Here is a 14,126-nt window from a genome sequence, read left to right as displayed (position 1 = left end):
TCATGTCGCGGTACGCGGATGGGGCCATCGGCGCTGTCAGGGGTGCGGGACGATCGCGACGGGGCAGCGGGCGTGGTGGATGACCGCGTGGGTGACCGGGCCGTTGTGGTGGCCCAGTCGGTGGCCCTCCCGCGCATGGCGTCCGACCACGACGAGGCCCGCCCCTTCGGCCCTGGCGAGCAGCGGTGTGACGGCCCGCCCTTCGACAACCGTTCCTGTCACCTCGACGCCGGGAAACTTGTCACGCCACGATTGCAGCACTGCCTCTTGGAAGCCTTGCCACTCCGTCTCCCGCCGCGGCCCTTCGACGAGTCCCACCTCTCCGGGACCCACCGAGTAGAAGGCCGGGCTCCGCCAAGCGGACACGACGTGCAGGCGCGCACCCCGCAACGCGGCCGCGGCGAAGGCGAACTCCAGAACCTCGTCGCACGGATCAGCGAGATCGAGGCCCAGCACGACGTCGGGACGCGGCGCGCCCGGCGTTGACATCCCGTCCCAGGAATCGGGCACCCTGATACGCACGAGCACGACGGGTACGGGCGCGGCGGCCGACACACTCTGCGCCACGGACCCCACGACGGCACCCGTGACCGCGCTCAGTCCGCGCGAGCCGAGGACGAGCATCTCGGCCTGGCCGGCGACCCGGATCAACGCGGCCGAGGCGGGGCCCTCCAGCGGGTCGGCCGTCAGCCGCACCGTCGGACAGGCGGCGCGTACGCGGGCCTCCGCCTTGTCCAGCGTCGTACGGGCCCGCACGCGCTGCGCGGCGCCGGCCGCCGTGACACCGACGGGCACATCGGACGCGGGATGCGGACTCCAGTTCCAGGCGTGCACGAGCCGCAGCGGCAGGTCGCGCAGAAGCGCCTCCCGGGCCGCCCACTCCGCGGCGGCGAGACTCTCAGGAGATTCGTCGACTCCAACGACGACGGGTCGCAGCATGATGCAGCACCTTCCACGAGGTCTTCCTCCGCGTCCACCCTCATCGTTCCGCTCCTCGCGGTGGCCGAGGAGGGGCCGCCGGTCCCCTGCACCGGTCCGTCCGGCCCCTGCTCGCAGGGATGTCTCCCGAGGACTCTGGAAGCAGGCGAGGCGACCTCCACGAAAGGTGAACCGACATGCTCCACGCGGTGGTTGTCGGAGTCGATGGTTCGGCGCGGAGCGCGGCCGCGGCCAGGTGGGCGGCGCGCGAGGCCCGTCTGCGCGGGCTGCCCCTCCAGTCGGTCCACGTGTCCCCCAAGGGAGGCCCTCCTGTGAGCACGCGCGTCCAGGCGCAGCTCATGGCGTGTCCCGATGCCCCTGCCGACGGCGCCGTGCCTGTCGGTGACGTCGTACCGAAGTTGCTCTCCCTCGGTGAGCACGCCGGACTGGTGGTGATCGGCGTGCGCGGCGCGGGCGGGTACGCCGGGCTGCGTCTGGGTTCGGTGGCTCATGGCGTGGCCACGCGGTGCACCGTCCCCGTGGTGCTCGTGCCGTTGCGGCCGGAGCTTCACGACCTGCGGCACCGCCCCGACAAGGTGACCGTGGGGATCGATGCCCGCGATCCCGCGGACGCCGCGCTCGACTTCGCACTGCACACCGCGGGGCTGCGCGGAGCACGACTGCACGTGCTGCACGCCTGGAGTCTTCCGCCCTTCGCCATGGCATCGCTGCCCTTCGCCGTACCGGAGAAGGACCGTGCCTCGTGGGAGGACCAGGAGGTGCAGACCTTGGCCGATGTGCTGCGGCCCTGGCGCGAGAAGTACCCCGAAGTACGGATGCTGCCGGACGTGTTCCTCGGTCCGGCAGCATCCGACGCACTGCTGCGGAACTCGGAGAACGCCGAGGTGCTTGTCGTGGGCAGGCGCCGCAGGGGGCGGCTCGGCCGGACCGTGCGGGCTCTGATCGAGCACAGCCGGTGCCCCGTGATCGTGGTGCCCTCCTGAGCTGTCGGTCGAAGACGCGGGAGGCGGGGACCCCGATGACGTCACGAGAGACGGTCGGGGTGTTGGGCTACGGGATGCGGGGTGAGGTCGTGAACAAGGCGCTGTACGAGCGGGAGCTGAACCGGCTGCAGGCGGAGCTGGTGAAACTCCAGGAGTGGGTGCGTGCCGAAAGCGCCCGTCTGGTCGTGATCTTCGAGGGGCGGGACGCGGCGGGCAAGGGCGGCACGATCAAACGGGTCGCCGAGCATCTCAATCCCCGCGTCGCCCGGATCGTCGCGCTGCCCGCGCCGACGGAACGCGAGCGCACGCAGTGGTACTTCCAGCGGTACGTGGAACACCTCCCCGCGGCAGGGGAGCTGGTCCTGTTCGACCGGAGTTGGTACAACCGGGCCGGCGTGGAGCACGTGATGGACTTCTGCACGCCCGCGGAGCACCGGCGCTTCCTCCACCAGTGCCCGATCTTCGAGCGCCTTCTGGTGGAGGACGGTGTGCTGCTGCGCAAGTACTGGTTCTCGGTGAGCGACGCCGTCCAGGAGCAGCGCTTCCGGCGCCGCCTCGAAGACCCCACCCGGCGCTGGAAGTTGTCGCCGCTGGACGTGGAGTCGATCACGCGCTGGGAGGCGTACTCGCGGGCGAAGGACGAGATGCTCGTGCACACGGACATCGCGGAAGCGCCCTGGTACATCGTCGAGAGCGACGACAAGCGCAGCGCGCGCCTCAACATGATCGCGCACCTGCTCTCGACCGTGCGTTACCGGGACGTCCCGCCACCCGAAGTCGATCTCCCCGCGCGTCCCCCGGCCTCGGGGTACCGGCGTCCGCCACGCGACCTGCAGACGTACGTGCCCGATCACGCGGCGCGGCTCCGTTCCGGTCGGTAGCCGGCCCGGCGTACTTCACGCGACGTCGGGCACGACGGCCACCGGGCATCGCGCCTGATGCAGCAGGGCGTGGCTCACCCGGCTGAGTTGCATCCCGCGGTGACCGTGCCTGCGGCGTGCGCCGACGACCAACAGGTCCGCGGCGGCCGACCGGTGCACCAGTACCTTGTGGGCCGGGCCCTCGACGGTGGCCGGGTTGACCGGCACGTCCGGGTGGGCCACGACGGCGTCCTCGAGCACGGAGGCGAGGAAGTGCTCCGCCCGCTCCGCGTGTTGCCGCTCGGGATCCTTCGCGGCGGGGTCCTCGTGCGTGGGGCAGCGCCAGGCATGTACGACGTCGAGGGTCGATCGGCGTGCCGCGGCCTCACGGAAGGCGAAACGCAGCGCCGCGGAGTCGGCCGCCCCGTCCCCGGCCGCCAGCAGAATCCGTTCGTGCGTACCGGCGATCCCTGTCTTGTCGCCACGCACCACGACGACCGGGCCCACCGAACGGGCGGCGACGGTCAGGCCGACCGAACCGAGGAGCAGCCCTTTCAGCTCCCCTCGGCCCCGCGATCCGGTCACCACGGCCCACGCGCTGTGCGAGGCGTCGAGCAACGCGTCGGACGCCTCCTGCGGCACCAGCGCGGTGGACAGCTTGACGTCCGGGTTGCGCCGCCGGGCGCGTTCGGCGGCGCCGCCCACGATGTTCTCGGCCAACGTCTGTTCGGCGGAACGGTCGAGCGAGCCCGCGAGCGCCACCCCCTCATAGCGTGACCAGCGGAACGCGTAGACGATCCGGAGTTCAAGCCCGTACCGGGCCGCCTCGTCCACGGCCCAGTCGAGCGCGTCCAGGCTGGAACCGGACCCGTCCACGCCTACCACCAGGATCTGTTCCACTGCCCCCACCGCCTTCTTTCGTCCGGAGCGTCAGTGTTTGGTGAGCGGATCGGCGGAGCGCAGTACCGCGAGCCGGCGCCAGTACTCGTCCTCGTCGATCTCGCCCCGGGCCAGCCGCTCCGCGAGGAGCTGCTCGGGACGAGGCACGGAGTAGGTGCCGAGGTGCCCGGGAGCGCGCATCAGCAAGCGCAGTGCCATGACTCCCAGCACGATCATCAAGGTCCAGAGCACCACCATGCCGAGCGACATGGCCAGCCAGGCCCCGCCGTTCATTCCGTGACCGTAGTCGTAGAAGAACATCGCGGATCACTTCCCCTGATCCGTCACGGCCCGCCGGGTGCGGCCCGCGACCAGCAGGCATATGAGGCGTGCCCGCTTCCTCCCTATGAGGTTCTCTTCCTCCCTTCTCCCACGGTTCGGCCGACGGCCGCGAGAGCCCGTTCGGCCCTCACCGGGGACTTTCGGCCTCGTGCTGTCCGGCGCCGGGAACCGGAACATGTGAGGGCGCCACAGAGGGAGGCGGCAGGGTGATGGACGGTTCGGCAGAGATCGCGATCATCGGTGTCGGGAACGATTTCCGGCATGACGACGGCGTGGGCTGGGCGGTGGTGGCGCAGCTCAGGAATCGGGCACTGACGCACCCTTTGCCTGCCGGTACGCGACTGGAGACGTGCGACGGTGATCCGGGGCGCCTGCTCGGGCTCTGGGAGCACACGAAGCTCTCGGTGGTCCTGGACGCGGCGCACGCCGACCCGCCGCACCCCGGCCGCATTCACCGACTGGAGCTGGACAGCGCGCAGTTGGGAACAGCCGGAGCCACGAGTTCCCACGGTCTGGGGCTCGGAGAGGCCATCGAGCTGTCCCGGGTCCTCGGGCGGCTGCCCGGCCGTCTGGTGGTGTACGCCGTCGAGGGCGCCGACAGGACCGTGGGCAGCGGGCTCTCCGGCCCGGTGGCGGCCCAGGTGGTCCCCCTCGCGAACCACGTGGGCGAGGAGATCGCGCGCTTCCGCAGCGAGCGCACCGCCGACCCGCCCCGCCGGAGCGGGTCATGAGCGAGCGGATCACGCGGCGCATCGAGGTGTTCGGCCGCGTTCAGGGCGTCGGCTTCCGTCCGTACGTCCACAGAACCGCGCACGCGCTGGGCCTGAGCGGCTGGGTGCGCAACGTCGACGGGCATGTGGAGCTGAACGTCACCGGCCGCCCGACCGCCCTGCGCGAACTGGTCACGCTCATCCGGGAGCAGGCACCACCGCTGTCCGCCGTACGCCACGTGCGGATCACGGACACGCCCGACGGAAGCTCCGAGATCGGTACAGGGTTCGCGGTGCGCCCCAGCGGCACGGACTCGCGCGGCCCGGGGACGCCCCGCGAGATCCCGCCGGACGCCGCCATCTGCCAGGCCTGTCTGACGGAACTGTTCGACCCGGCCGACAGGCGCTACCGCTACCCGTTCGTCAACTGCACGGACTGCGGCCCCCGCGCCACCATCATCGAAGGCCTGCCCTACGACCGTGACCGCACGTCCATGCGCGACTTCCCGCTCTGCCCGGCGTGCGCCGCCGAGTACGGCGATGCCACCGACCGGCGCTTCCACGCGGAGCCGCTGGCCTGCCCCGCGTGCGGTCCGCGCCTGGCCTGGGACCAGCTGCGCGGCGACGACGCGCTGCAGGCGGCGGTCGACACGATCAAGGCGGGAGGCATCGTCGCGGTCAAGGGCCTCGGCGGCTATCAACTGGTCTGCGACGCAACCGATGTGACGGCCGTGGCCGAGCTGCGCCGGCGCAAGCGCCGCCCGGCGAAACCGCTCGCCGTCATGGTGGCGGACCTCGCGGCAGCCCGCCTCCTGGCAAAAGTCGGCAGGCGAGCAGCGGCGGCAATGGCCTCGGCGGAACGGCCCGTGGTACTCGTCCCGGCCCGAAATCGGCGCACCCGCACGTCCCTTCACCCGGGGACCGACCGGATCGGCATCCTCCTGCCCACCACCGGCCTGCACCACCTCCTGTGCCACGCCCTCGGCCGCCCACTCGTCGTCACCAGCGGCAACCTCTCAGGCGGCCCGATCGCCATCGACGACGCGGAGGCCCGCACCGTGCTCGCACGGGTCGCCGACGGCTTCCTCAGTCACGACCGGCAGATCCGCGCCCGCTACGACGACTCGGTCGTGCAGGCCGCATCCGACGGGATCCACGTGCTGCGGCGCGCCCGAGGCCTCGCCCCGGCGCCCCTCCCCCTGCCGTATACCGCCACCGTCCCGGTGCTCGGCGTCGGCGCCCAGCTCAAGCACACCTTCACGCTGGCCGAGGGCGGTCGGGCCCATCTCGCCGCACACGCAGGGGACTTGGCGGACGAGACGACGTACGACAGCGTCCTCACTTCCTACGCGACCCTGACCCGGCTCACGGGCGTCGCGCCGCAAGCCGTCGCTCATGATCTGCACCCCGGCTACCTGTCCACCCAGTGGGCGCGGGCCCTGCCCGTGGAGCACCGCATTCCCGTACAGCATCACCACGCTCACGTCGCCGCGGTGGCGGCCGAGCACGGGGTGCGCTCCTCTTTCATCGGCGTCGCCTACGACGGGCTGGGCCTCGGTGACGACGGCACCTTGTGGGGTGGGGAGATCCTCCTCGCCGACCTGGCCGGGTATCGCCGGATCGGGCGCTTCGGCTACGCGCCGCTGCCCGGCGGGGAGGCGGCAGTGCGGCACCCCTGGCGCATGGCGCTCGGATACCTGTACGGCGCGGAGGACCTCGGGTCTCACGCTCTGACACCGGAGTTGACGGCCGCCTTCGTCGACCGGCCCGGGGCGGACGCCGTTCGTGCCATGATCACGCAGAACGTCAACTGCCCGCGTGCTTCCAGCGCGGGCCGGCTCTTCGACGCGGTGGCGAGTCTGCTGGGGCTCGGTGACAGCGTCTCGTTCGAGGGGCAGGCCGCGCTCGCCCTGGAGAGCGCCGCTTCCGGGGTGCGCCGGGTGCCTCCCCTGCCCTGGAGCCTCGTACGGCGCGACGGCCTGTGGGTGTACGACCCGGCACCGACCCTGACCGCGCTGCTGGAAGCGATGACGCCTCGTCGCGCAGACGCGCAGGTCCCCTTTCTGGCAGCCGCTTTCCACGCCACCGTCGCCGAGGTGACGGCGCAGCTCGTGGACCGCGCCGTCGCCGAGGGCGCACCACGCCTCGTGTGCCTGGGCGGCGGCTGCTTCCAGAACGCCGGACTCCGCACCGAAGTCCGCGCGCGGCTGCGCCCTCTGGGGCTGCGTGTCCTCACCGGCCGCACCGTGCCGGTCAACGACGGCGGCATCAGCTACGGACAGGCGGCCGTCGCCGCCGCCCGGCTTGACCTGCCGCACCGGAAAGGGTGAGCGCGATGTGCCTGGGCATCCCCGGCCGGATCATCGACATTCACGACAGCGACGGCCTGCGCATGGGCAGCGTCGACTTCGGTGGTGTGCGGCGCGAGGCGTGCCTCGCCTACACCCCGCGAGCCGACGTAGGGACGTACGTGATCGTCCACGTCGGTTTCGCCATCGCCCAGGTCGACGAGGCAGAGGCCGAGCGCACCCTCGACGTGCTGCGGGCCATGGCCGACCAGGTGACGGGTGAGCTGGGCGAACCACTGCCCGGTCGAACGGATGCTTCCTGAAGGCCACTTGGCCCACATCGCTGCCCCGGACAGCCTCTGGGACCCCCGTCCCGCGCGCCGGAGGCTGGGGGCACCCGGACAAAGGCGACGAAGGAACCGTGATGGCCGAGATCCAGGAACCACCGGTGTACGCACTGCTCGTCGACGGCACGACCGTACGGATCCGGTGTGCGGGCCCGGACGACCAGGACGCCGTACGGCACTTCTACGAGCAGATGTCGCCCGACAATCTGAGGCTGCGCTTCTTCTCCGCCAGCCGCACCAGCGCCCGGCACGCCGCCGAGCGCGTGGCCCGGCGGCCCCGTCCCGGCTACCGGGCACTGGCCGCCGAGCACGAGGGAACCCTTGTCGGACTGGCCGAGTACGAGGCCCTGCCGGACATCACCGCGGCCGAGGTCTCGCTGGCCGTCGACGACGCCTGGCACCACCGCGGTGTCGGCACCTTGCTCCTGGAGCATCTGGCGGACGCCGCCCGCACCGCGGGAATCACCGCTTTCAGGGCGGACGCGCTCGCCGAGAACCATGAGGTGCTCAAGGTCTTCACCGACCTCGGTCTGCACGTCGACCGGCACTGGGACGGGCCCGAGGTGCACTGCACGGTCGAACTCGCTTCGGACGAGCACTACTTGAGCGTCGTCGACACCCGTGCGGGTCTTGCCGATGTGGCCAGTCTGCGGCCGCTGCTGCGGCCCCGATCGGTGGCCGTCGTCGGCGCGGGCCGCAAGCCGGGCTCCGTCGGGCGGGCCGTGCTGCGCAACCTGCACACCGGCTCCTTCACCGGCAGGCTGTTCGCCGTGCACCCCGAGGCGGTGACCATTCTGGGCATCCGCGCGTGCCACACGGTCGCGGACCTGCCGCTGGTGCCGGATCTCGCCGTCATCGCCGTTCCGGCATCGGCTGTCCCCCATGTCGCCGAGGAATGCGGCGAACTCGGCGTACGGGCCCTGTGTGTCGTGTCCGCCGGTCTCGACGCCGCGGCGGCCACCGCGCTGATGGAAACCTGTCGACGCCACGGCATGCGGCTGACCGGACCCAATTGCCTCGGCCTCGCCAACACCGAGCCCGACGTCCAGCTCGACGCCACCTTCGCCGCGCGGCATCCCGGCCCCGGCACCGCCGGTGTCGCCGTGCAGTCCGGCGGCGTCGGAATCGCCCTGCTCGACGGGCTGCACCGGCTGGGCATCGGCGTCTCCACCTTCGTGTCGCTCGGCGAGAAGTACGACGTCAGCGGCAACGACCTGCTCCAATGGTGGGAGAGCGACGAACGCACTGACCTGGCGCTGCTGCACCTGGAGTCCTTCGGCAATCCGCGTGCGTTCTCCCGAACGGCCCGTCGCGTGGCCCGCACCATGCCCGTCCTCACCGTGGACGCCGGGCGCTCCACCTCCGGGCGACGTGCCGCCGCCTCGCACTCCGCGGCCGCCGCGACCCGCACGATGACCCGCCAGGCCCTGTTCACCCAGGCCGGTGTGACGGCCACCCGCACCATCGGTGAACTCCTGGACACGGCGGCCCTGTTGCACTCCCAGCCGCTCCCCACAGGCTCGAACGTCGCGATCGTCAGCAACGCGGGCGGCGCCGCCGTACTGGCCGCCGACGCCTGCGAAGAGGCGGGTCTCACCGTGCCGGCACTCGGCACGAACCTCGTCGACCAGCTGCTTTCCGAACTCCCCGCCGGGGCGAGTGCCACCAATCCCGTGGACACCACGCCCGTGGTCAACGAGGACCAACTCCGCTCTGTTGTCGAGCGCTTGGCCGCGCACGGCGCGGTCGACGCCGTCCTGGTACTCCTCGTGCCCACCGCGGTGACCTCGGCGACCGGGGACGATCTGCCCCGCGCCCTCGTCCGCGTCGGGGCCCCGCTGCCGCGACCGGTCGTGGCGGTGCTGCCGGCCCAGGCGGCCCGCGTGGGACTGCTCCAGGGAACGGTGCCCGCGTACAGCGAAGCGCAGGACGCCGCCCGCGCGCTGTCCTACGCCGCCTCCCGGGCCCGCTGGCTGGCCCGACAGCCCGACAGCTACCCGGAGTTGACCGGCATCGACACGCGAGCGGCGCACACCATCGTCGACGCGTTCGTCGCCGACCATCCGGAGGGCGGCTGGCTCGATCCACGAACGGCGGCAGCCCTGCTCGACCAGTACCGCATCCCGCAGATCCCCTGGGCGTGGGCCCGCGACGAGGACGAGGCGGTCGTGGCGGCCGAACGCCTGGCGGGCGCCGACGGTCGCGTCGTGATGAAGGCTCACTGGCCGGGGCTGCTCCACAAGAGCGAGCAGCGCGCCCTCCACCTCGACCTCCGTGGTTCCCAGCAGGTACGGGCCGCGCACCGCGATCTGGAGACCCGCTTCGGCGATCTGATGACCGGCGTGGTGATCCAGCCGCTGGCGGACCGCGGCACCGAACTCTTCGCCGGGATCGTCCAGGACGAGGTGTTCGGGCCGCTGATCGTCTTCGGCGCCGGCGGTACGGCGACGGAACTCCTCGCCGACCACTCGGCACGTCTCGCACCGCTCGGCGACCGCGATGTGCACGACCTGATCACGTCCCCGCGGTGCGCGCCCCTCCTCTTCGGTTACGCCGGGGCGCCGACAGCCGAACTCGACGGCCTGGAACTGCTCCTGCACCGGCTGTCCCGGATGGCCTGCGACCTGCCTCAGGTGGCCGAGGCGGACCTCAACCCGGTCCTGGCCGGGCCGCACGGCAACGCCGCCCTCGACGTCCGGATCCGCATCGAACCCCGGCAGGCCCACGACCCGTACCTGCGGCGGCTGCGCTGACCAGCGGCGCGTCTCGCACTCCGCACGACAGACACTCCGCACGACAGAGGAGGGACCTCATGAAGCACACCAGGACCGGCGACGTGATGGTCGACGATGTGGTCGTCGCCCACTACGCGACCTCGTTCAAGGAGGTCACCGAACTCCTCGCCGATCGCCGTATCAGCGGTCTCCCGGTCACGGACGAGGACGACAAGGTCATCGGCGTCATCTCGGAGACGGACCTGCTGGCCCACCAGGCCGAGCAACGCGAAGCCGGCACCCGCCCTTCCCGGTGGACCCGGCTGCGGAAGTCCCGCCGCAGGGCCACCGCCAAGGCGCGCGCCCGTACCGCGGGAACCCTGATGTCCACCCCCGCGATCACCGTGCGCGCGGAGTCGACGGTCACCGAGGCGGCCCGCACCATGATCGAGCACCGGGTGGAACGCCTGCCCGTGGTGGACGAGGAGGACCGGCTCGTCGGCATCGTCACCCGCCGCGACGTCCTGCGGGTCTTCCTCCGGCCCGACGAGGAGATCCGCCGCAGCGTCATCGACGAGGTGCTGGTGCGCACCCTGTGGCTCGCTCCACGGCTCATCTCGGTGGACGTTCACGAAGGCGTCGTCACGCTCGACGGGCAACTGGAGCGGCGCAGTGAAACTGCGATCGCGGTCGGCATGACGAGCCGTATGGACGGCGTCGTCGGCGTCGTCGACAAGTTGACCTACCGCTTGGACGACTCCCGTCTGCGCCCCGACGAACAGGCTCTGCGCGGTGTCACGGACGACTGGCTGCACAAGCTCTGAGACACACGCCCAGCTCACCACCGTGCGCCGGCTCGTCCAAGGGCCGACGACTTGGCGGAAGGCCAGGTCCTCGCGTCGCCGTTCCCGTCACCGCTCTGTCCAAGGAGTCAGGCCCGCCGATCGATCCTTCCGTCCCCATCGGTGAACGCATGGAGGTGGCCCCATCATGTCGGTACTCATCAGTTACGCCGGCGAACACGGATCGACGCAGGAGGTGGCCGAGCGGATCGCGGCCCGGCTCGCCCTGCGCGATCACCCGATCGAAGTCCTGCCCGCGGGCCCTTCCCCGTCCGAGCAGGGCTGGACCGCGGTGGTGATCGGCAGCGCCGTGCACAATGGCGCCTGGCTGCCCGCCGCCGCCGAATGCGCGCGGCGCCACCATGACGGCCGGCCTGACATGCCCATCTGGATGTTCAGCGTCGGCATGCTCGATGCTCTGCGCGGCCCGCTGCGGCGCCTGGCCGAACGGGGTGAACAGCAGCCCATCGCGCGGCTTGTCGAGTCGATCGGACCTCGCGGGTACCGCCGCTTCTCCGGTGTGATTCTTCCCGAGCACCTGGGTCGGCTCGGCCGGTTGCTGTTCAGGGCCGGCGGGGGCCACTTCGGTGACTACCGGGACTGGCGCGCGATCGACGCCTGGGCCGATGACATCGCGGACACCCTGATTCCAGGACATCCACGACACAGGTCCCCCGGCGACGCTTCGGGCTGAAGGTCCCTCCCCCGGGGCCGAGCAGCCCATGGCGCAGCCAACTCGCTTTGGAAAGAGTGGAGTTGAGAGATCCGAGACCCCGGAGGCGCAGATGAGCGACAGCCCTGAGACCGCCGTACTGGACCGGGACGGACTCGACGGCCTGATCAAAGTCCTGGTGGCAGGGGGCCGTACGGTCGTGGGCCCCGGCGTGCGGGACGGCGCCGTTGTCCTCACCGAGATCGCCGGTGCCGACGAGCTGCCCTTCGGCTGGGGCAGCGAGCTCGAGGCGGGCCGCTACCGGCTCGTCCAACGCGAGGACGGCGCCGCCTTCGCACACACTTCGGGCCCTCAGTCCTGGAAGAATTTCCTCCACCCCCAGCGCGAGAAGCTGTGGAGCGTCGACCGCTCGTCCGACGGAGCACTTGCCGTCCGTCCGGGCCGCGCCCAGCAGCCCTCGTACGCCTTCCTCGGCGTCCGCCCCTGCGACCTGCGGGCCATCTCCATCCAGGACCGGGTCCTGACCGGCGGACACTACGAGGACTCCGGCTACCGCGCCCGCCGCTCGGGGGCTTTCGTCGTCGCGGCCGAGTGCACCGTGCCGGGGGCCACCTGTTTCTGCGTCTCGATGGGTGGCGGGCCCGCGGCGGACGCCGGCTTCGATCTCGCGCTCACCGAAGTGGTGGACACGGGCGGCCACCGGTTCTTCGTACGCGTCGGCAGCGAGGCCGGGGCCGAGGTCCTGGCCCACGTGCCGCACCGGCGCGCCGACGCCGGCACGGAGACAGCCGCCCGCGGCGCGGTCGACGCGGCCCGGGACCGGATGGGCCGGGCGATGCCGCCCGTCGACCTGCACGCCCTGATGGGCGACAGCCTCGACGCCGAACGCTGGGACGACGTCACCTCCCGCTGCCTGACCTGCGGCAACTGCACGATGGTGTGCCCCACGTGCTTCTGCACCACGACCGAGGAGGTCACCGACCTCACCGGCGACCACGCCGAGCGCTGGCAGCGCTGGGACTCCTGCTTCGACCTCGACTTCTCGTATCTGCACGGCGGCGCGGTGCGCTCCTCGCCGCGCAGCCGCTACCGCCAGTGGCTCACCCACAAACTCGGCACCTGGCACGACCAGTTCGACTCCACCGGCTGCGTGGGCTGCGGCCGGTGTGTCACCTGGTGCCCGGTCGGGATCGACATCACCGAGGAGGCCACCGCCCTGCACGACGAGCTCGCGGCCCGGCTCCACGGTGAACAGGAGCGAGAGGAGACGAAGCCATGACCTCCACCACCAACCTGCGCACGGCCCTCCCTCTGGAACACCAGGAACGGCTGATGCGCATCGCCCACGAAGTCAACTTCGACGTGGGTGCGCGGCTGTTCGAGGAAGGCGGACACGCCGACCGGTTCTGGATCGTCCGCACGGGCAGCGTCGCCCTCGACATGCACGTACCCGGCCGCAGGGCCGCCGTCATCGAGACACTCGGGCACGGCGAACTCGTCGGCTGGTCCTGGCTGCTCACGCCGCACACATGGCAGTTGGGCGCCGAAGCGGCGACCCCGCTGCGGACGTGGGAGTTCGACGCGAAGGCCGTGCGGTCGATGTGCGCCGCCGACCCGACGTTCGGGCAAGCCGTCTCCGACTGGATCGGCCATGTCCTCGCCCACCGTCTGCAGGCGGCCCGCACCCGTCTGCTCGACCTGTACGCCCCGTACGGCAGCGGCAGTCCACGATGACCGTGTCGCCGCTGCCGTTTCGCGTCGCCGACGTGCGCGCGGAGACGGCCGACACCGTCTCGCTCACCGTGACGCCCGCGGGCCCGCACAGACTCGGCCCCTTCTCTCCGGGGCAGTTCGCCATGGTGTACGCGTTCGGTGTCGGCGACATCCCGGTCTCCGTCTCCCGCATCCAGGGCCGCGACCTGGTCCACACGGTGCGCGCGGTCGGCGCGGTCTCGGGCGCGCTGTGCGGGATGCGGCCCGGACAACAGATCGGTCTTCGGGGTCCCTTCGGCACCGGCTGGGGCCTCGCGCACGCGGCCGGGCGGGACGTTCTGGTCGTCGCGGGCGGGATCGGTCTCGCGCCCCTGCGTCCGCTGATCCTGGACGTACTGGACGCCCCCGCCTCGTACGGGCGGCTCAGTCTGCTGATCGGCACCCGCGGTCCGGACGAGCTGCTGTACGCGGATCAGGTGCGCGCCTGGGCCGCGGACGAGAGGGCGTTGCGCTGCGCGGTCACCGTCGACCGTCCTACCGCGTCCTGGACCGGCGACGTAGGCGTGGTCACCTCGCTCCTGGGTCGCGCCGAGTTCGATCCGGAGCGCACCACGGCCTTCGTCTGCGGGCCCGAGGTCATGATCCGTGCCACCGCCCGCGACCTGCTCCACCAGGGCGTGCCCGCCCCTCACATCAAGGTCTCCCTCGAACGGAACATGCGCTGCGCCACCGGGCACTGCGGCCATTGCCAGCTCGGCGGGGTCCTGCTGTGCCGGGACGGCCCGGTTGTCGACTGGTCGGTGGCCGAACCTCTGCTGCACGTAAGGGAGTTGTGA

At 71.6% G+C, this 14,126-nt stretch carries 14 protein-coding genes and 1 pseudogene; 12 read left to right on the top strand and 3 right to left on the bottom strand.

Going from position 1 to position 14,126, the window contains the following annotated elements; translation table 11 throughout:
• Positions 1 to 36: 36 nt before the first annotated feature.
• Complete coding sequence (locus tag B072_RS0104670; RefSeq protein WP_018528771.1) at positions 37 to 939, bottom strand: universal stress protein; 903 nt, start codon at positions 937 to 939, stop codon at positions 37 to 39.
• Positions 940 to 1,115: 176 nt separating this feature from the next.
• On the opposite strand from B072_RS0104670, the pseudogene B072_RS49905 reads away from it, so the two are divergent.
• The 3 genes and pseudogenes from B072_RS49905 to ppk2 all read left to right on the top strand — a co-directional run.
• Positions 1,116 to 1,235, top strand: a pseudogene (locus tag B072_RS49905) (universal stress protein); the annotation flags it as partial.
• A 15-nt stretch (positions 1,236 to 1,250) separates the two neighbouring features.
• Positions 1,251 to 1,922, top strand: a complete 672-nt coding sequence (locus B072_RS45920; RefSeq protein WP_018528770.1) for a universal stress protein — start codon at positions 1,251 to 1,253, stop codon at positions 1,920 to 1,922.
• Positions 1,923 to 1,996: 74 nt separating this feature from the next.
• Positions 1,997 to 2,803, top strand: coding sequence for a polyphosphate kinase 2 (gene ppk2 / locus B072_RS0104660; protein WP_018528769.1), 807 nt, complete (start codon positions 1,997 to 1,999; stop codon positions 2,801 to 2,803).
• 15 nt (positions 2,804 to 2,818) lie between these two features.
• On the opposite strand, the gene B072_RS0104655 is transcribed toward ppk2, so the two are convergent.
• Both B072_RS0104655 and B072_RS0104650 read right to left on the bottom strand, forming a co-directional pair.
• Positions 2,819 to 3,682: a universal stress protein gene (locus tag B072_RS0104655; RefSeq protein WP_018528768.1), complete on the bottom strand. Its 864-nt coding sequence runs from the start codon at positions 3,680 to 3,682 to the stop codon at positions 2,819 to 2,821.
• Positions 3,683 to 3,712: 30 nt separating this feature from the next.
• A complete protein-coding gene (locus B072_RS0104650; protein ID WP_234018793.1) occupies positions 3,713 to 3,955 on the bottom strand; it encodes an SHOCT domain-containing protein in 243 nt (80 codons plus the stop codon).
• Positions 3,956 to 4,212: 257 nt separating this feature from the next.
• On the opposite strand from B072_RS0104650, the gene B072_RS0104645 reads away from it, so the two are divergent.
• From B072_RS0104645 to B072_RS0104605, 9 genes are all read left to right on the top strand, one after another.
• Positions 4,213 to 4,734: a hydrogenase maturation protease gene (locus tag B072_RS0104645; RefSeq protein ID WP_043243393.1), complete on the top strand. Its 522-nt coding sequence runs from the start codon at positions 4,213 to 4,215 to the stop codon at positions 4,732 to 4,734.
• Complete coding sequence (hypF, locus tag B072_RS0104640; protein WP_018528765.1) at positions 4,731 to 7,043, top strand: carbamoyltransferase HypF; 2,313 nt, start codon at positions 4,731 to 4,733, stop codon at positions 7,041 to 7,043. The genes B072_RS0104645 and hypF overlap by 4 nt, the downstream gene beginning before the upstream one ends.
• A 5-nt stretch (positions 7,044 to 7,048) precedes the next feature.
• A complete protein-coding gene (locus B072_RS0104635; protein ID WP_018528764.1) occupies positions 7,049 to 7,324 on the top strand; it encodes a HypC/HybG/HupF family hydrogenase formation chaperone in 276 nt (91 codons plus the stop codon).
• Positions 7,325 to 7,425: 101 nt separating this feature from the next.
• Positions 7,426 to 10,101 carry a bifunctional GNAT family N-acetyltransferase/acetate--CoA ligase family protein gene (locus B072_RS0104630; RefSeq protein WP_018528763.1) on the top strand — a complete coding sequence of 892 codons (2,676 nt, stop codon included), beginning with the start codon at positions 7,426 to 7,428 and terminating at the stop codon, positions 10,099 to 10,101.
• Between the two features lie 59 nt (positions 10,102 to 10,160).
• Positions 10,161 to 10,886 (top strand): CBS domain-containing protein, encoded by a 726-nt coding sequence (locus B072_RS0104625; RefSeq protein WP_018528762.1) that lies wholly within the window; start codon positions 10,161 to 10,163, stop codon positions 10,884 to 10,886.
• A gap of 166 nt (positions 10,887 to 11,052) precedes the next feature.
• The gene (locus B072_RS0104620; RefSeq protein ID WP_018528761.1) at positions 11,053 to 11,598 is read left to right on the top strand and encodes a flavodoxin domain-containing protein; all 546 of its coding nucleotides are present in this window, start codon (positions 11,053 to 11,055) and stop codon (positions 11,596 to 11,598) included.
• A 91-nt stretch (positions 11,599 to 11,689) separates the two neighbouring features.
• Entirely contained in the window at positions 11,690 to 12,856 is a 1,167-nt protein-coding gene (locus tag B072_RS0104615) for a 4Fe-4S dicluster domain-containing protein (protein ID WP_018528760.1), read from the top strand.
• The gene (locus B072_RS0104610) at positions 12,853 to 13,311 is read left to right on the top strand and encodes a Crp/Fnr family transcriptional regulator (RefSeq protein ID WP_018528759.1); all 459 of its coding nucleotides are present in this window, start codon (positions 12,853 to 12,855) and stop codon (positions 13,309 to 13,311) included. The genes B072_RS0104615 and B072_RS0104610 overlap by 4 nt, the downstream gene beginning before the upstream one ends.
• Positions 13,308 to 14,126 carry an FAD/NAD(P)-binding protein gene (locus B072_RS0104605; protein WP_018528758.1) on the top strand — a complete coding sequence of 273 codons (819 nt, stop codon included), beginning with the start codon at positions 13,308 to 13,310 and terminating at the stop codon, positions 14,124 to 14,126. Before B072_RS0104610 ends, B072_RS0104605 begins: the two co-directional genes overlap by 4 nt.

The sequence above is a fragment of the Streptomyces sp. HmicA12 genome (assembly GCF_000373565.1).
GTDB lineage: Bacteria > Actinomycetota > Actinomycetes > Streptomycetales > Streptomycetaceae > Streptomyces.
The sequence above is the reverse complement of the archived record's forward strand: the minus strand, read 5'-3'. Positions and strand labels throughout refer to the sequence as shown.